We start from the raw sequence: 16,661 nt of genomic DNA, 5'->3' as shown, positions 1-16,661 counted from the left end.
TTAGCTCCCCTCTCCCTTGAGGGGAGAGGGTCGACCCCCCCCCCCCCCCCGCCCTTACAGCAAATCGAAGGTCAGCAGGCTGAGGATGCCGTTGTCCTTGTCCGGCCACCAGGACAGGGTGACCCGGTCGTCGTTCATATAGTCGGAATCCGGCCAGTTCTGCGTCAGTACCCGGCGGCTCTTGTCGGCCAGTTCCGGCTGATTGATACGCTCGTAGCCCTTGGCCATGATCGCCAGCGCTTCCGGTACCGAGGGCGTGCCCTGATAGTGACGCACCACGTATTGAGCCCGGTTGATGGCGGCGATATAGGCGCCGCGACGGGCGTAGTAGCGGGCGGCATGCAGCTCCTGGGCAGCGAACTGGTTGCGGATGAACACCATGCGTGAACGGGCGTCGGGGGCGTAGTCGCTGTCCGGGAAGCGATGCACCAGACGTTCGAAGTCCTCGAAGGCATTGCGGGCCGCGCTCAGGTCACGGGATGACTTGTCGGTGCTCATGATGTTATCGAACAGGCCGCGCTCCAGGTAATAGTTGGACAGCCCATGCATATAGAGGGCGTAGTCCAGGCTCGGGTGGGCCGGATAGGAGCGGATGAAGCGCTGGGCGGCGACCACCGCGGCGGGGTAGTCCTGAGACATGAACTGGGCATAGATCAGGTCCAGCTGCGCCTGTTCGGCATAGGTGCCGTAAGGGAAGCGGGCCTCCAGTTCCTTCAGGCTGTCGATGGCGGTCAGGTAATTTTTCGCTTCCAGCGACTCCCGCGCCTGCTTATATTGCTCGACCTCGGTGCGCTCCGGGCTCTCGACGGGCTTGCTGGAACAGGCGCTCACCATCACGGCGATAATCAGGGGCCAAAACAGACGTGGCATTTTTTCCTCGGTTCGACGCGCTACAATGGAGCGCTATTTAATCACAGGTTGCGATATGGGACATCTCGGCGGGGAGAAAATTCAACGCACCGAGCAGGTAAGCGTGGATCACGCCGGCGCCCGCTTGGATCAGGTGGCGGCGGAACTGTTCGAGGGATTCTCCCGCTCACGGCTGCAAACCTGGATCAAGCAAGGCGCGCTGACCGTCAACGGCCGCAAGGCGCGCCCCAAGGACAAGCTGGTGGGCGGCGAGAGCCTGACCCTGGAGGCGGAGCTGGCGCCGGAGCTGGAGGATCAGCCCGAGGCGATCAGCTTGCCGGTGGTGTACGAGGATGAGGATCTGATCGTCATCAACAAGCCGGCGGGACTGGTGGTGCATCCGGCGGCGGGTCATGCGGATGGAACCTTGCTCAATGGACTGCTCCATTTGGATGAACGTCTCTCAAGTTTGCCCCGGGCCGGCATCGTCCACCGCCTGGATCGGGATACCACCGGTCTGATGGTGGTGGCTCGCTCCCTGGAGGCGCATAACGGGCTGGTGGCGCAACTGCAGGACAAGAGTCTGCATCGTGAGTACGAAGCCATTGCTGTCGGGGTGATGACCGGTGGCGGCACCGTGGATGCGCCCATAGGCCGTCATCCGGTGGACCGTAAACGCCAGGCGGTGGTGGCTCAGGGGGGCAAGCCGGCGGTGACGCACTTCCGTGTAATGGACCGCTACCGGGCCCACACCCGGATCCAGGTCCGCCTGGAAACCGGACGGACTCATCAGATTCGCGTGCACATGGCCCACCGCCACTATCCGTTGATGGGAGATCCGTTGTACGGTGGTCGCCTGAAGTTTCCCGCTGGCGCCACCGAGGCCTTACGCGAGGCGTTGCGCCGGTTCCCCCGGCAGGCCCTGCATGCCCGCCGCCTCGGCCTGGTGCACCCGGTCAGCGGCGAGTATCTGGAATTCGAAACGCCGCTGCCGGAAGACCTGCAGACTCTGATTCGGGTCCTCGAGGAGGACCGGGAGGCGCAATGACGCTGCCGGATGTCAGTCAGTGGCTCTGGCCGGAATGGCACCCGCACCCGCGGGTGCGGTCGGTGGTCACCACCCGCCTGGGGCGCCACTCGCCCCCTCCGTGGGCCGGATTCAATCTCGGCGCCAACTGCGGTGACGAACCCTCCCGGGTAGACGTTGCCCGCCGCCATGTGCACCGGTTGCTGCAAGTGGACCATCCTCCGGCCTGGCTGCGGCAGATCCACAGTGACCGGGTAATTCGTGCCGGTGAACGGGATAATAGCGCTGACGGGGTCTGGACCGACGAGAGTGGCTGGCCCTGTGTGGTGCTCACCGCGGATTGTCTGCCGGTATTGCTGGCGCGTCAGGATGGCAGCGCGGTGGCCGCGGTGCACGCCGGCTGGCGCGGGCTGCATGCGGGGATTGTGCAAAGGGCGGTGTCGATCCTGGCGCCGGAAGGGGAGGCGCTGTCCGCCTGGCTGGGGCCGGCAATTTCCGGGCGCGTCTATCAGGTGGGGGAAGAGGTGCGCCGCGCCTTCATGGACTCCTCGGAATTGTTCGAGCCCGCTTTCACGCGTGACGCCACCCCTGGCCATTGGCGTTTCTCGCTGACCCATGCCGCTACCCTGGTGTTACATCAGGCCGGTGTGGAAGACGTATCCGGAGGCGAACATTGCACCGCCGGGGACCCCACCCACTTCTATTCCTACCGCCAGGAAGGCCAGACCGGCCGCTTTGCTTCTCTTGTTTGGCTTGAGCCCTGATCGGGGCGGGCCCGCCATCTCCGTTTTTCTTAATCTGGATCAATATCGGCGGTTTTTCCGGGATGGGCTGCTTGAATTCCAGGGCGCCGCCCGCATTTATAGATCAGATTTTGAACAGTCGGTAAATTTCGGTGCCGCTGAAACCTTGTGGTTGAGGGCCGGAGTTTTACGCGCAACCAGGAGAAGTCATTCATGCGAATGGACAAACTGACCGCTCGTCTGCAGGAAGCCTTGGGCGAGGCCCAATCGCTGGCGGTGGGGCAGAGCCACAACGCCATTGAGCCGGTGCATCTGATGCTGGCTCTGCTGCAACAACGCGGCGGCGTCGCCACGCCGTTGCTGGAAAAGGCCGGCGCCAATCCGGCCGATGTGATCACCGCCCTGAAGATGGCGATGGACAAGCTGCCCACCGTTGGCCAGTTCACCGGAGACGTTCAGCTCTCCCAGAATCTGGGCCGCCTGTTGAACCTGGCGGACCGGGAAGCTCAACAACGCGGTGATCAGTATATTTCCACCGAAGCGGTGCTGTTGGCGGCCTGTGACGACAACGGTGATGTCGGCAAACTGATGAAAAACGCCGGTGTGCGCAAGGCGGTGCTGGCGGAGAAAATTCAGCAAGTCCGTGGTGGTGAATCGGTGGACGACCCCAACGCCGAGGACCGTATGGAGTCCCTCAAGAAGTACACCACGGACCTTACCGCCCGCGCCGAAAGCGGCAAGCTGGATCCGGTGATCGGCCGGGATGATGAGATCCGCCGTACCATTCAGGTGCTGCAGCGCCGGACCAAGAACAACCCGGTGCTGATTGGTGAGCCGGGTGTTGGTAAAACCGCCATCGTCGAGGGGCTGGCGCAACGTATCGTCAATGGCGAAGTGCCGGAAGGGCTCAAGGAAAAGCGGGTTCTGTCCCTGGATATGGCAGCGCTGATCGCTGGCGCCAAATACCGTGGTGAGTTCGAGGAGCGCTTGAAAGCCGTGCTCAACGAGCTGTCCAAACAGGAAGGGCGGGTGATTCTGTTCATCGATGAGCTACACACCATGGTCGGTGCCGGCAAGGCCGATGGCGCCATGGACGCGGGCAACATGCTCAAGCCGGCGCTGGCGCGCGGCGAGCTGCATTGCGTCGGTGCCACCACGCTGAACGAGTATCGTCAATACATCGAAAAGGATGCGGCTCTGGAACGTCGCTTCCAAAAAGTGCTGGTGGACGAGCCGTCCGTGGAGGACACCATCGCCATCCTGCGTGGCCTGAAGGAACGCTATGAGGTTCACCATGGTGTCGACATCACCGACGGTGCCATCATCGCCGCCGCCAAACTGAGCCATCGTTACATCACCGACCGCCAGTTGCCGGACAAGGCCATCGATCTGATCGATGAAGCGGCCAGTCGTATCCGTATGGAAATCGATTCCATGCCAGAGGAAATGGACCGCCTTGATCGGCGCCTGATCCAATTGAAGATGGAGCGGGAGGCGCTGCGCAAGGAAGAGGACGAGGCGAGCAGGAAACGGCTGGAAAAACTGGAAGCGGACATCGCCGCCCTGGAGAAGGAATACGCCGATCTGGAAGAGATCTGGAACGCGGAGAAAGCCGCGTTGCAGGGTGCTCAGCAGTACAAGGCGGAACTGGAACAGGCCCGTGTGGATATGGAACAGGCACGCCGCGCCGGCGACCTGAACCGCATGTCCGAGCTGCAGTACGGGGTGATCCCGGAGCTGGAGAAGAAGGTTCAGCAGGCCCAGGAACGCGAGGAAGCCGCTCAGGTGGAAACCCAGTTGCTCCGCAACAAGGTCACCGATGAGGAAGTGGCGGAAGTGGTTTCCAAATGGACCGGGATTCCGGTGTCCAAGATGCTGGAGGGCGAGCGCGAGAAACTGTTGCGCATGGAAGAGGCGCTGCATCATCGCGTGGTTGGTCAGGACGAGGCGGTGGAAGCGGTCTCCAACGCGGTACGGCGTTCCCGTGCCGGGCTGTCGGACCCGAACCGTCCGAATGGCAGCTTCCTGTTCCTTGGTCCCACCGGGGTGGGCAAGACGGAGCTGTGTAAGGCACTGGCCGGTTTCCTGTTCGATACCGAGGAAGCCATGGTGCGCATCGACATGTCCGAGTTCATGGAGAAGCATTCCGTGGCCCGGTTGATCGGCGCGCCTCCAGGGTATGTCGGTTATGAGGAAGGGGGTTATCTCACCGAAGCGGTGCGTCGTAAGCCGTATTCCGTGCTGTTGCTGGACGAAGTGGAAAAGGCGCACCCGGATGTCTTCAACGTACTGTTGCAGGTACTGGAAGATGGCCGCCTTACCGATGGCCAGGGCCGCACCGTGGACTTCCGTAACACGGTGGTGGTGATGACCTCGAATCTGGGGTCGGACCTGATCCAACGCATGGCCGGTGAAGGCGATTATGAGGCAATGAAAGCCGCGGTAATGGAAGTGGTCGGCCAGCATTTCCGCCCGGAGTTCATCAACCGGGTGGACGAAACGGTGGTGTTCCATCCGCTGGGGCAGGCTCAGTTGAAAGGCATCGCGGGCATTCAGCTCGACTATCTGCGCAAGCGGCTGGTGGATCGGGAAATGTCCCTGACGCTGTCCGACGCGGCGCTGGACAAACTGGTGGAAGCGGGCTTCGATCCGGTATACGGAGCGCGGCCGCTGAAGCGGGCAATCCAGAGCCAGTTGGAGAACCCGCTGGCGCAGGCGCTGCTCAAAGGCGAGTTTGTTCAGGGCGATGCCATCAACGTGGATGTGGCGGACGGCAAGTTCACCTTCACCAAGGGGTAATTGTCCGCGCCATTTCGGCGGTACAACAACGCCGGCCTTCGGGCCGGCGTTTTGCGTTCAGGAGGAACGTCGGAACGGGAAGGTGAACTGTTGCACCACGCCTTCCGGTACCTGGGTGCTGGCGCGGGTACCGTACCGTGCCGCCAGTTTGTCGGGCATGTGCAGCGTGCCAAACAGTTTGTCGTAGAGCGGCAGGAAAGCGGCGTAGTTCTTGTCCACTGCCTCGTCCTCGGAGGAGTGGTGCCAGTGGTGGAATTCCGGGGTGGCGATGACCCAGCGCAGCAGTGGGAAACGGAAACGCACATTGGCGTGGATGAAAATCGCGTGGAAGGAAATGAACACCAGATAGGCATACACCGCCGATGGCGAGAAGCCGAGGATGAAGATCGGCAAATAACCGACGAAGCGGTTGGCGACGATTTCCACCACGTGCAGCCGTGATGAGGCAAGCCAATCCATGTGCTGGGTGGAATGGTGCACGGCATGAAACTTCCACAACCAGGGCACTTCATGGAACGCCCGGTGAATCCAATAGCTGCCCAGATCCACCACGATCAGAATCTCGATGAACTGCAGCCACAGCGGCTGGCTGGCGATGGCCTGCTGGAAGCCGATGTCGACTTTGTCATGCAGGAACACCTGGATCGGAATCACGGTGAAAAAACTGATCAGTTGCAGCCCGACGTGGCTGAACAGGAAGTACTTCATGTCCGTGATCCAGCCCCGGCGCAGCACTCTTTGTTGCGGATCCTTCGGATAGATCCGTTCCATGGGAATGAACACCAGGGCCAGTACCAGCAAGGTGAGGATGAAATAGTCCAGCCCGGCGTAGAGGCTGCGGCCGTCCATCGGCGGTACGTCGATCCTGCCGGAGCCGAGCAGGGCGGCCATGCAGGCCATGATCATGCCAGCCAGGCCATAGCGTGGATCCTGGTGGCGCCAGACACTGATAAAACCGGCACAGAAAGCAACGGCGATACCGGCGAACAGCACCATGCGCAGCACATCGGCGCTATAGAAAGCACGAAATTCCGGTGTGGTGAGCAGATTCGGAAACAGAAAACAGAAGCCGCCGAGCAGGGAAAGCAGGCCGAGGCCAACGGCGATGGTGGCGCTGATCTTGCCCTGGCCGGGTGTCAGATCCACGTCTTCGAAGCGTTCTCTCAAATAATCCGTCATGTTGCGCTGTCCTTGGATAACCACCAGGCCGGCGGCGTGATACCGGATCATAATATCCGGGGCTCGGGGCATTTTAAGCCTGAAAGCCGGTGAGGGGACCACCCCTGGTAGTAACAAATAGCGTCACGCCCCGCGGCTATCGCAGAATGACACCGCGGCACGGGTCTGTTCCAGGATTTTGGCCCGTTTTTCCTGGTCCAGAACCTCCATTTCGCCCGTATCCGGGTTTTCACGGCGCACCAGCGGCTTTTCCGTCAAGGCCGCCAGATTCCGCCGGTGCTGGTCGCAGGCTGCCCGGGTTTCCTCGCTTACGGCGCCGTCAGCTTCGGTGGTGGCCTCCTCCGCGCCGGGGCGGGCGCGCCGGGCGCGGTCCTGTTCCAGCCTTTCCAGGGCGTCGGCCTGGTCGGAGCTGGCGGAGCGGCGGGTGCGCACTGATTGGGCTTCCTGGCCCTCCGGGGGTTGCACGTCGTAGTGGGTGACGCCCTGGTCGTCCACCCATTTGTAGTAGGTGGCGGCCGGAAGATACGGGCTGGCGATCAGCAAGGCGGCGGCAATGAGTAATGGTTTCATAGTGATCCGGCCCGGAGACGTGATCCGGGATTCCCCTCCGAAAAAAGTATTAGCTGCCCAAGCATGCCAATGAACCCGCCGGCCAGGCAAGGTACTGTGGCCATTAGGGCTTTGAAATCGCCCGCATTTCTGACAATATTAAGACCTTTCCGGAGATCGGGACCCGCAACCACTTACCGGTGGCTGTGTGGCCGGGATTCGGGGCGTCGTTACCGCGGCGTCCGGTGTCAGCAGTATGACTGCACTCTCGTCCCGCTGTGGGAACCTCCGGAGGTTTCTCACCCCGTCGCGGGCACGATTCCTCCAGGTCCCTCTGCCTGTGTCTGTTGCCGGCCAACCGCCGCGACCGACCCCAGGGTGCTTAAATAGGGCGCCCTATTCCACAGGTAAACGTTGTCCTCCGCTCTCGGCGGGGTGATCGCTATTGTTCTGAACTTAGAGGTAGCAACCGTGGAAATGTTATCTGGCGCGGATATGGTTGTCCGCGCACTGCAAGAAGAGGGTGTGGAGTACATCTTCGGGTATCCCGGAGGCTCCGTTCTGCACATCTACGACGCGTTATTCCAGCAGGACAAAGTCAGTCATATTCTGGTGCGCCATGAGCAGGCGGCGACCCACGCCGCCGACGGTTACGCTCGCGCCACCGGCAAACCCGGCGTGGTGATGGTGACGTCCGGCCCCGGCGCCACCAATGCCATTACCGGCCTGGCCACCGCCTTCATGGATTCGATCCCGATGATCGTGCTGTCCGGCCAGGTGCGCTCCGACTGGATTGGCGATGACGCCTTCCAGGAGACCGATATGATCGGCGTCTCCCGTCCGGTGGTGAAGCACAGCTTCATGGTGCGCGATCCCAAGGACATTCCGGAGATCTTCAAAAAGGCGTTCTATATCGCCACCACCGGCCGTCCCGGCCCGGTATTGATCGATATTCCCAAGGACCACACCGCGCCTAACAAGACCTTCCCGTACGAATACCCGAAGAAGGTCAAGCTGCGTTCCTACGCGCCGGTGACCCGTGGTCATTCCGGTCAGATCCGCAAGGCGGTGGAGGAGCTGCTCAAGGCCAAGCGTCCGGTGATCTACGCCGGTGGCGGCGTGGTCCAGGGCGAGGCCAGCGAAGCGCTGACCAAACTGGCCCATAAGCTCAACTTCCCGGTGACCAACACCTTGATGGGGTTGGGCGCTTACCCCGGCACTGATCGTCAGTTTCTGGGCATGCTGGGTATGCACGGGACCTACGAAGCCAATATGGCGATGCACAGTGCCGATGTGATCCTGGCCGCTGGCGCGCGGTTGGACGACCGGGTCACCAACAGCACCAAGAAGTTCTGCCCGGGCGCCAAGCTGATTCACATCGATATCGATCCGGCCAGCATCTCCAAGAACGTGGCGGCGCATATCCCCATCGTTGGCCCGGTGCAGCAGGTGCTGGACGAAATGCTGGCCATGCTCGATGAGCAGGACAGTGAGCCGGACCACAAGGCGCTGGAGCGCTGGTGGCAGGAAATCGACGGTTGGCGGGAGTTTCACGGCCTGCGCTATGAAACCAATGAAAACGGCCCGATGAAACCGCAGCAGGTGGTTCAGGCTCTGTACAAGGCCACCGAAGGCAAGGCCTACGTCACCTCCGACGTGGGGCAGCACCAGATGTTCGCGGCCCAGTTCTACAAGTTCGACCGTCCGCGCCAGTGGATCAACTCCGGTGGTCTGGGCACCATGGGCTTCGGACTGCCGGCGGCCATGGGGGTGCAGTTCGCCTTCCCGGACGCGGTAGTCGCCTGTGTTACCGGTGAAGGCTCGATCCAGATGAACATCCAGGAGCTGTCCACCTGCCTGCAGTACGGCCTGCCGGTGAAGATCATCAACATCAACAACCAGGCCCTCGGCATGGTGCGCCAGTGGCAGGATATGCAGTACGGCGGCCGCCATAGCCAGTCCTATATGGAATCCCTGCCGGACTTCGTCAAACTGGCCGAGGCCTATGGCCATGTGGGCTTCAAGGTGGAGAAATTCGAGGACCTGGAAGGCGCCATGAACGAAGCGTTCTCGCTCAAGGACCGTCTGGTATTCATGGACATCTACGTGGACCCCACCGAGCACGTGTACCCGATGCACATCGCCGATGGCGCCATGCGTGATATGTGGCTGAGCAAGACGGAGCGGACCTGATGAGACGTATCATTTCGATTCTGATGGAAAACGAACCCGGCGCCCTGTCCCGGGTGGTGGCTCTGTTCTCCCAGCGAGGCTATAACATCGAGACGCTCACCGTGGCGCCCACGGAGGACCCGACCCTGTCGCGTCTGACCATGACCACCACCGGTGACGAGTACAAGATCGAGCAGATCACCAAACACCTCAACAAGCTGATCGAGGTGGTCAAGCTGGTGGATCTCACCGAAGGGGCTCATATCGAACGTGAGATCATGCTCATGAAGATCAAGGCCACCGGTGCCCAGCGCGCGGAAGTGAAGCGTACCGTGGATATTTTCCGTGGCCAGATCGTGGACGTCACCGCCACGGTCTATACCGTCCAGCTCACCGGCACCACCGACAAGCTGGAGGCGTTCATCAACGCCATCGGTGAAACCCAGGTGCTGGAAGTGGTACGCTCCGGCGTGTCCGGTATTGCCCGTGGGGAGAAAGTGTTGAGCCTCTGACGGTTCGCGTTTTCGACCGAAAACAACAGACCCCGCCTGGTGCGGGGTTTGTTGTTTTTGCGGAGAGCCTCGGGACGGTGTCTCAAGAGCTGAGGAAAAGTTCGTGATGGTTAGACGGATGAAAGGTGTGCTTTGGGCCCTATTGGTCCTGGTCGTGGCGGGACTGCTGATCCCGGAACACGCTCGCATTCCAGTGCAAGGCGCCACGGCCAGCGATTGGCACCCGCAATCCTTCTGGTTTGAACCCTGGGGCGCTTCCGGGGTGCATAAAGGCATCGATATCTTTGCCGCCCGGGGGACGCCGGTGGTTTCCGCCGTTGCCGGTGTCCGGTTATATCAGGGGGAGTTGCGTCTGGGCGGCAAGGTGGTGGTCGTACTCGGCCCGAAATGGCGCCTTCACTACTACGCGCATCTGAATGAGCCGGCCACTCCGGTGCCCCTATGGGTGGCGAAAGGGCGCCAAATAGGCGGGGTCGGGGATTCCGGCAATGCCAGGGGGAAGCCGCCCCATTTGCATTATTCGGTGCTGTCCCTGATTCCCTTGCCCTGGCGGATGACGACGGAGACACAGGGTTGGAAGAAGATGTTCTTTCTCAACCCTGTCGACATGTTTACCTCGCGGGGGCCCTGAAAACCGCCCATTCTCCACTATGGCCTCCTTGGCGCCGCTGCCTCGTGCGGCCATTCCCCCCTCCCCACATTTATAGCGCTCCATGAAAACCATTCATTGGTCATGCCGGGCCAGCCCCACCTAGGCTAGGGTCGATTTTGTTCAGCCCATGACAACAACAAGGAGCTGCCATGACTGCAAGCCAGGCCTCGGGCCAGGTCAGGGACGCGGCGGTGTTCGCGGCGGAGCCGGTGTATCAAGCACTGGAAGAAACCGCGGCTCGCTTTCCGCAACATCCCGCTCTGTATTTTGAAGGCGTACGGCTTTCCTATGCGGATTTTCATCGTTTGGTAAACCGGGCCGCCCGGGGCTTTCAGGATCTGGGAGTGAAGCCCGGTGTCCATGTTGGCCTGTTTCTAGGCAATACGCCTCACTACGCCATCGCCTTTCTGGGTGTATTGAGAGCCGGTGGCACCGTCGTCAATTATTCCCCTCTGGATGCGGAACGTACTCTGGCGCACAAGATTGAAGACAGCCACAGCGACATTATGGTGACGCTGGATGTGCCGGAACTATTGCCGCGGATCCGGGGATTTCTGGAGACCTCCCGTCTGCGGACTCTGGTGGTGGGTACGCCCACGGACTTCACCGGGGAGGGCACTACCGGTGCCGGATCGGAGGCGGCAATTCTCAGCTTCGCCGACCTGCTCAATAATGAAGGGGACTTTCAGCCCTATGCGGTGGCGGATCCGGAAAATACGCTGGCGGTGCTGCAATACACCGGTGGCACCACCGGCGTGCCGAAAGGGGCGGAGCTGACCCACGGCAATCTCACCCGCGGCTGCCAGCAACTGATGGCGGCTCTGGCCGGTGATTTGCAAACCGGCCAGGAACGGGTGCTGGCGGTGCTGCCGCCGTTTCATATTTACTCGATGACCGTCAACCTGCTGTTCGGTATCCGGCTGGCGGCGGAGCTCTATTTGCACAGCCGCTTTGATCCCGATGCGGTACTGAATGCGGTGCATGAACATCGCCTGTCGGTATTGCCGGCGGTACCCACTATGTTCATCGCACTGATCCATCATCCTCAGGTGACGCAATACGATCTTACTTCGCTGCGACTGTGCAATTCCGGCGGTGCTCCTTTACCGGTGGAAGTGCAGCAGCGCTTTCAGGAGCTGACCGGGTGCCGTCTCGGTGAAGGCTGGGGCATGACGGAGACCACCGCGGTGGGTACCTACACGCCGCTCACCGGAGAACGCCCACCGCAAGGTTCCTGTGGCTGTCTGGTGCCCGGTGTGTCGATGAAGATCGCACCCATGGACGCGGAAGGCTCGCTGGCCGCCGGTGAGCGTGGTGAGATTTGTGTTGCCGGGCCCAATGTCATGCCGCGCTACTGGAACAACCCTGATGCCACCTCGGCCTCGTTCACCGAGGACGGTTACTTCCGCACCGGCGATGTGGGTTACATGGACCAGCGCGGCTATGTGTACATCGTCGATCGTACCAAGGACATGATCCTGTGCAGCGGCTACAACGTTTATCCGAGAGTGATCGAGGAAGCCATCTACGAGCACCCGGACGTGGAGGAAGTGTCGGTGATCGGCGTAAAAGACAGTTACCGCGGGCAGTCTCCGATGGCTTTCGTTCGTTTGCGCCAATCCGCCGCCTCTTTGACATTGGAAAGTCTGCAGGACTTTCTCGCTGATCGTCTTGGCAAGCACGAGATGGTGCGTGCATTGGCGTTGCGCGACGAATTACCGAAGACACCGGTGGGCAAGCTGTCCAAGAAAGAACTCTATGACGAGACGGCGTCTTTCTCATTGTGAAGATGTCACATGATCCTGAATCAGGAGAATAATGATGAAGCTACGAAGATGCCTGGCGTTGCTGGCGTTTGCCGCTGTTTTCATGTCGGGGCCGGGGTACGCCAAGTCCCTGCGTTTCGCTTCCGGTTACCCGCCCAACTCGGTGGCGGAACAGGCCGCTCAGAAGTATACGCAAGTATTGAAGGATGAGACGGATGGCGCGCTTTCCGCCCGGGTCTTTTCGCTGACGCTGCTTAATCTGCTGGAAAGCTCCGCCGGTGTGCGTGACGGTATGGCGGACGCGGCCGTGGTATTGTTCCCGTACTTCCCGGGGGAGTATCCGCGTATCAACATGCTGGCGGAGATCTCCATGTTGCTCAACGCCGGTGGTGAAGATCCTGCCCACGCGGGGCTGATTTTCACTGGCGCTTTCTCCGAGTTTCTGTTCCAGTCCTGCCCGGGGTGTCAGAAAGAGCTGGCAGCGCAAAATCAGGTCTTTCTCGGATCCGGCTCCACTCCGACGCTGCCGCTGCTGTGTACCACGCCGATCCGGGAAGCAAAGGATCTGACGGGCAAGCGGGTGCGCACCTCCGGCGCCCAGTGGGCCCGCTGGGTGGAGAAGATGGGCGCCACGCCGATCACCATGTCGGTGAACGAGATCTACGAAGGGCTGAATCAGGGGGTGGTGGATTGCACCGTACAGACCACCACGGAGCTGTCGATCTTCAAACTGGATGAAGTGGTCACGGACATCACTCTGGGCGTTCCGGGCGGCGTGTTCGGTGGTTCCGGTGTGAACAACATGAACCGTGATACCTGGCGGGGGCTGAGTGACGCCGAGCGGCGCGCGGTACTGAAAGCCTCGGCGGTGTTTTCCGCGGAAGCCTCCTGGGGTTACGACGCCCTTGGTGCGGAGAACCTGGCCGCCGCGAAGGAAAACGGCATCACTGTGCATCAGGCCGGAGAGACTTTCCGTGTCGAAACCCAGGCCTTCATCGATAAGGATGTGGAAACCATCGCGGAGAATTACCGCACGCGCCATGGCGTGGAGAACGCCGCCGAACTGATCGACGCCTTCCGGCCTTTGTTGCAGCGCTGGCAAGACCTGGTGGACGGTGTTGAGAGCCCGGAGCAGTTGGCGCAGCTGTATTGGCGCGAGGTGTTCTCGAAAGTCGATCCGGCCCGTTACGGGATGTGATCGGAAACGGGAGAGCCGTCAGTCCGGATTCTGCTGGTTCCAGAAAGCGTCGATCAGCGGCTCTCCCAATCTCTTCTCCAGGGCGAATAAACCCACCTCGTAAGCTTCCAGCCGTGGCTGCACATCGAGAATGCGGATGCGGCTGGCAAGCGGGCTGTTATCGAGCACGATCTGCGGCACCACGCCGACGCCAAACCCCAGACTGACCATGCTGACGATGGCCTCATTGCCACTGACCTGGGCGTAGATCTGCGGGCGCAGGCCCAGATCCCGAAACCAGCGGTCGGTACGCTCCCGGGCCAGCCCCTCCTCGGACAGAATCATGGGGACGTCCCGCCAGGCGTTGCCGGCGGCCTTGCCGGACAGCCGTTCGGCCAGCTGCGGTTGACTGGCGGGGGCGATGAACAGCAGGGCCGAGCGGGTTACCGGGTGAAAGGCGATGCCATTGGGCATTTGCACCGGACGGGCGCCGACGGCGATGTCCTCGGTGCCGGACAGAACCCGTTCCTCCGCCTGGGCCGGATCGCCGGTGTGTAACTTGATCTCGATGCGAGGGAAGTTGGCGCGGAAGCTGCTGAGCATGTCGTGGAGAAAGCTGTAGCTGGCGGTGACCGAACAATACAGGCTCAGTTCGCCGCGGAGCACCCGCTGGTCATCCTGCAGTGCCAGGCGTACCGTATTCCAGTCGCTCACCGCCTGGCGCGCGTAGTCGCGGAAGCGCTCCCCTTCGCGGGTGAGGCTGACCCGGCGATTGTCCCGATACAGCAAAGTGGTGCCGACCTCCTGCTCCAACTGCCGGATGCTGCGGCTCAGCGCGGAGGGGCTGATGTGGCATAAACGGCTGGTGCGGCCGAAGTGCAGGGTCTCGGCCAGGGTCAGGAAATGTTCCAGAGCGCGGATATCCATCGCGGGGTCCACAGGCAGGGTTTATTGCGAATTTCGGCATACAGCATTGCAAATATATCATTTTACGCAATGCCCTTGATAGCCTATCGTGACCAGCCAGTGCTGGCCTGCCGGGCCGCTTCGCATTCACTCCACAACAGGATTACGACCATGCAAGTCTATTACGACAAAGACTGTGACCTCTCTCTGGTCCAGGGCAAGAAAGTGGCCATCGTTGGTTACGGCTCCCAGGGCCATGCCCATGCCAACAACCTGAAGGACTCCGGTGTGGACGTAACCGTGGCGCTGCGTCCGGGTTCGGCCTCCGCCGCCAAAGCGGAAGCAGCCGGCCTCAAGGTCACCAGCGTTCCGGAAGCGGTGAAGCAGGCGGATGTAGTAATGGTACTGGCGCCGGACGAGTACCAGGCGGCGATCTACCAGAACGAAATCGAACCGAACCTGAAGCAGGGCGCGACCCTGGCTTTCGCCCACGGTTTCTGCATCCATTACAACCAGATCGTGCCGCGTAAGGATCTGGACGTGATCATGATCGCGCCGAAAGCCCCGGGCCACACGGTGCGCACCGAGTTCACCAAAGGCGGTGGTATCCCTGATCTGATCGCGATCTTCCAGGACGCGTCCGGTCAGGCCAAGGACCTGGCACTGTCCTACGCTTGCGGTATCGGCGGCGGCCGCACCGGTATCATCGAGACCACCTTCAAGGACGAAACCGAAACCGACTTGTTCGGCGAGCAGGCGGTACTCTGCGGTGGCTGCGTGGAGCTGGTGAAAGCGGGCTTCGAGACCCTGGTGGAAGCCGGGTACGCGCCGGAAATGGCGTACTTCGAGTGTCTGCACGAACTGAAGCTGATCGTCGACCTGATGTACGAAGGTGGCATCGCCAACATGAACTACTCCATCTCCAACAATGCGGAGTTTGGTGAGTACACCACCGGTCAGGAAGTGATCAACGACCAGTCCCGTGAAGCCATGCGCAATGCCCTGAAGCGCATCCAGAATGGCGAATACGCAAAAATGTTTATTTCGGAAGGCGATCTGAACTATCCGAGCATGACCGCTCGTCGTCGTCTGAATGCGGAGCACCCCATCGAGCAGGTGGGTGAGAAGCTGCGCAGCATGATGCCGTGGATCCAGGCCAACCAGATCGTCGACAAGAGCAAGAATTGATAGCGGCTCTGTGTCCGTGATCGACGAAAACGCGCCTCCGGGCGCGTTTTTTTTGGCCGCCGTCCGTCGCGGGCATCCTGGTCATCCCGGGCGCCGGGGCGAGGTGGCGCCAGGAAATTTTTTGTTGGGGTTGGCTGCGTTAGACTAGGCGCACCTTTTCAGTCGGCGATACATCATGACCAAGCAGCAAGAGGAAGCCCCGCAAAGCGGGACACCGGAAACCTTCGAGGTAGTGGAGGCGGAGCAGCGCACCGGGGCGCGCTACAAGGGGGTGTACCTGCTCCCTAACCTGTTCACCACCGGGGCCCTGTTCGCCGGCTTCTACGCCATCGTCGCCGCCATGAACGGTCTGTTCGAGAACGCGGCCATCGGCATTATCGTCGCCGGCATCCTGGATGGCATGGATGGCGGCGTGGCGCGGCTGACCAATACCCAGAGCAAGTTCGGGGCGGAATACGACTCTCTGTCCGACTGTGTGGCCTTTGGCGTGGCGCCGGGGCTGGTGGCGTACTCCTGGGGGCTGTCGGAGCTGGGCAAGTTCGGCTGGATGGCGGCGTTCATCTATGTGGCCTGTGCGGCGTTGCGTCTGGCGCGCTTCAATGTGCAAGCGGAGACCACCGACAAACGTTTCTTTATCGGCCTGCCTAGCCCCACGGGCGCCGGGCTGGTGGCGACCCTGGTGTGGCTCGGGGCCAGCCGTGGCGTGGACGGTAATGACATCTCCTGGATCGTCGCGCTGGCCGTGGCGGGCGCTGGTCTGCTGATGGTGTCTTCCGTGCGCTACCACTCTTTCAAGGAGTTTCATATCGGAAGGGTACCATTCAAGGTCCTGCTGGGGGTCATTGTTGCTTTTGCCATTGTCTTCCTGGATCCGCCACTGGTGCTGTTGAGCGTGGCAGTGATCTATGTGGTGGTGGGGCTGCTGCTCAATCTCTGGCAACTGCGTAAGCGATCGGATAGCTGATCGGGCTCGAATCCGGATTTCCGCAGGGGCGCCATGGGCGCCCCTTGTTCTTCCCAGGATGAGCCGGGGAGGGCGAAAATGGTTGAAAAACCAGCGCCATGGAGTAAAAAATAGACGTTTGAGAGGGTGTTCGCTTAAAAGGTGACCGTTTGATAAAAAAGAGATGAAAAAGGTGTTG

The 16,661-nt window shown here is 61.1% G+C and carries 14 protein-coding genes; 10 read left to right on the top strand and 4 right to left on the bottom strand.

Annotated features, from left to right (window positions below; all coding sequences use genetic code 11):
- Positions 1 to 54: 54 nt before the first annotated feature.
- Positions 55 to 870, bottom strand: coding sequence for an outer membrane protein assembly factor BamD (locus B5T_RS18330; protein WP_014996025.1), 816 nt, complete (start codon positions 868 to 870; stop codon positions 55 to 57).
- A gap of 55 nt (positions 871 to 925) precedes the next feature.
- On the opposite strand from B5T_RS18330, the gene rluD reads away from it, so the two are divergent.
- The 3 genes from rluD (at position 926) to clpB (ending at position 5,418) form a co-directional block, all read left to right on the top strand.
- A complete protein-coding gene (gene rluD, locus B5T_RS18325) occupies positions 926 to 1,897 on the top strand; it encodes a 23S rRNA pseudouridine(1911/1915/1917) synthase RluD (RefSeq protein WP_014996024.1) in 972 nt (323 codons plus the stop codon).
- Entirely contained in the window at positions 1,894 to 2,640 is a 747-nt protein-coding gene (gene pgeF / locus B5T_RS18320) for a peptidoglycan editing factor PgeF (RefSeq protein ID WP_014996023.1), read from the top strand. Before rluD ends, pgeF begins: the two co-directional genes overlap by 4 nt.
- A 192-nt stretch (positions 2,641 to 2,832) precedes the next feature.
- On the top strand, positions 2,833 to 5,418 hold the full coding sequence (clpB, locus tag B5T_RS18315) for an ATP-dependent chaperone ClpB (RefSeq protein WP_014996022.1): 2,586 nt from the start codon (positions 2,833 to 2,835) through the stop codon (positions 5,416 to 5,418).
- A 57-nt stretch (positions 5,419 to 5,475) separates the two neighbouring features.
- On the opposite strand, the gene B5T_RS18310 is transcribed toward clpB, so the two are convergent.
- A complete protein-coding gene (locus B5T_RS18310) occupies positions 5,476 to 6,597 on the bottom strand; it encodes a sterol desaturase family protein (protein WP_041717735.1) in 1,122 nt (373 codons plus the stop codon).
- A 123-nt stretch (positions 6,598 to 6,720) separates the two neighbouring features.
- The gene (locus B5T_RS18305) at positions 6,721 to 7,167 is read right to left on the bottom strand and encodes a DUF4124 domain-containing protein (protein ID WP_014996020.1); all 447 of its coding nucleotides are present in this window, start codon (positions 7,165 to 7,167) and stop codon (positions 6,721 to 6,723) included.
- Positions 7,168 to 7,617: 450 nt separating this feature from the next.
- Between B5T_RS18305 and B5T_RS18300 the strand changes: the two genes are divergently transcribed.
- The 5 genes from B5T_RS18300 (at position 7,618) to B5T_RS18280 (ending at position 13,446) form a co-directional block, all read left to right on the top strand.
- A complete protein-coding gene (locus B5T_RS18300; protein WP_014996019.1) occupies positions 7,618 to 9,339 on the top strand; it encodes an acetolactate synthase 3 large subunit in 1,722 nt (573 codons plus the stop codon).
- Positions 9,339 to 9,830, top strand: coding sequence for an acetolactate synthase small subunit (gene ilvN, locus B5T_RS18295; RefSeq protein WP_014996018.1), 492 nt, complete (start codon positions 9,339 to 9,341; stop codon positions 9,828 to 9,830). The genes B5T_RS18300 and ilvN overlap by 1 nt, the downstream gene beginning before the upstream one ends.
- 106 nt (positions 9,831 to 9,936) lie before the next feature.
- On the top strand, positions 9,937 to 10,461 hold the full coding sequence (locus tag B5T_RS18290) for a M23 family metallopeptidase (protein WP_229682999.1): 525 nt from the start codon (positions 9,937 to 9,939) through the stop codon (positions 10,459 to 10,461).
- A 170-nt stretch (positions 10,462 to 10,631) separates the two neighbouring features.
- Positions 10,632 to 12,269 carry a long-chain-fatty-acid--CoA ligase gene (locus B5T_RS18285; protein ID WP_014996016.1) on the top strand — a complete coding sequence of 546 codons (1,638 nt, stop codon included), beginning with the start codon at positions 10,632 to 10,634 and terminating at the stop codon, positions 12,267 to 12,269.
- Between the two features lie 34 nt (positions 12,270 to 12,303).
- Positions 12,304 to 13,446 (top strand): C4-dicarboxylate TRAP transporter substrate-binding protein, encoded by a 1,143-nt coding sequence (locus B5T_RS18280; protein WP_041717116.1) that lies wholly within the window; start codon positions 12,304 to 12,306, stop codon positions 13,444 to 13,446.
- 18 nt (positions 13,447 to 13,464) lie between these two features.
- On the opposite strand, the gene ilvY is transcribed toward B5T_RS18280, so the two are convergent.
- Positions 13,465 to 14,352: an HTH-type transcriptional activator IlvY gene (ilvY, locus tag B5T_RS18275; protein ID WP_014996014.1), complete on the bottom strand. Its 888-nt coding sequence runs from the start codon at positions 14,350 to 14,352 to the stop codon at positions 13,465 to 13,467.
- Between ilvY and ilvC the strand changes: the two genes are divergently transcribed.
- Positions 14,329 to 15,519, top strand: a complete 1,191-nt coding sequence (ilvC, locus tag B5T_RS18270) for a ketol-acid reductoisomerase (protein ID WP_308422527.1) — start codon at positions 14,329 to 14,331, stop codon at positions 15,517 to 15,519. The genes ilvY and ilvC overlap by 24 nt on opposite strands.
- 175 nt (positions 15,520 to 15,694) lie before the next feature.
- Positions 15,695 to 16,483, top strand: a complete 789-nt coding sequence (gene pssA / locus B5T_RS18265; protein WP_014996012.1) for a CDP-diacylglycerol--serine O-phosphatidyltransferase — start codon at positions 15,695 to 15,697, stop codon at positions 16,481 to 16,483.
- Positions 16,484 to 16,661 lie beyond the last annotated feature (178 nt).

The organism is Alloalcanivorax dieselolei B5 (genome assembly GCF_000300005.1).
In the GTDB taxonomy this organism is placed as follows: domain Bacteria; phylum Pseudomonadota; class Gammaproteobacteria; order Pseudomonadales; family Alcanivoracaceae; genus Alloalcanivorax; species Alloalcanivorax dieselolei.
This window is presented reverse-complemented; position numbering and strand designations above follow the sequence as displayed.

What these genes read in the sequence shown, in the direction of transcription:
- B5T_RS18330 (WP_014996025.1), bottom strand. Translation starts at nt 870, where the DNA reads ATGCCACGTCTGTTTTGGCCCCTGATTATCGCCGTGATGGTGAGCGCC.
- rluD (WP_014996024.1), top strand. Translation starts at nt 926, where the DNA reads ATGGGACATCTCGGCGGGGAGAAAATTCAACGCACCGAGCAGGTAAGC.
- pgeF (WP_014996023.1), top strand. Translation starts at nt 1,894, where the DNA reads ATGACGCTGCCGGATGTCAGTCAGTGGCTCTGGCCGGAATGGCACCCG.
- clpB (WP_014996022.1), top strand. Translation starts at nt 2,833, where the DNA reads ATGCGAATGGACAAACTGACCGCTCGTCTGCAGGAAGCCTTGGGCGAG.
- B5T_RS18310 (WP_041717735.1), bottom strand. Translation starts at nt 6,597, where the DNA reads ATGACGGATTATTTGAGAGAACGCTTCGAAGACGTGGATCTGACACCC.
- B5T_RS18305 (WP_014996020.1), bottom strand. Translation starts at nt 7,167, where the DNA reads ATGAAACCATTACTCATTGCCGCCGCCTTGCTGATCGCCAGCCCGTAT.
- ilvN (WP_014996018.1), top strand. Translation starts at nt 9,339, where the DNA reads ATGAGACGTATCATTTCGATTCTGATGGAAAACGAACCCGGCGCCCTG.
- B5T_RS18290 (WP_229682999.1), top strand. Translation starts at nt 9,937, where the DNA reads ATGGTTAGACGGATGAAAGGTGTGCTTTGGGCCCTATTGGTCCTGGTC.
- B5T_RS18285 (WP_014996016.1), top strand. Translation starts at nt 10,632, where the DNA reads ATGACTGCAAGCCAGGCCTCGGGCCAGGTCAGGGACGCGGCGGTGTTC.
- B5T_RS18280 (WP_041717116.1), top strand. Translation starts at nt 12,304, where the DNA reads ATGAAGCTACGAAGATGCCTGGCGTTGCTGGCGTTTGCCGCTGTTTTC.
- ilvC (WP_308422527.1), top strand. Translation starts at nt 14,329, where the DNA reads ATGTTCCAGAGCGCGGATATCCATCGCGGGGTCCACAGGCAGGGTTTA.
- ilvY (WP_014996014.1), bottom strand. Translation starts at nt 14,352, where the DNA reads ATGGATATCCGCGCTCTGGAACATTTCCTGACCCTGGCCGAGACCCTG.
- pssA (WP_014996012.1), top strand. Translation starts at nt 15,695, where the DNA reads ATGACCAAGCAGCAAGAGGAAGCCCCGCAAAGCGGGACACCGGAAACC.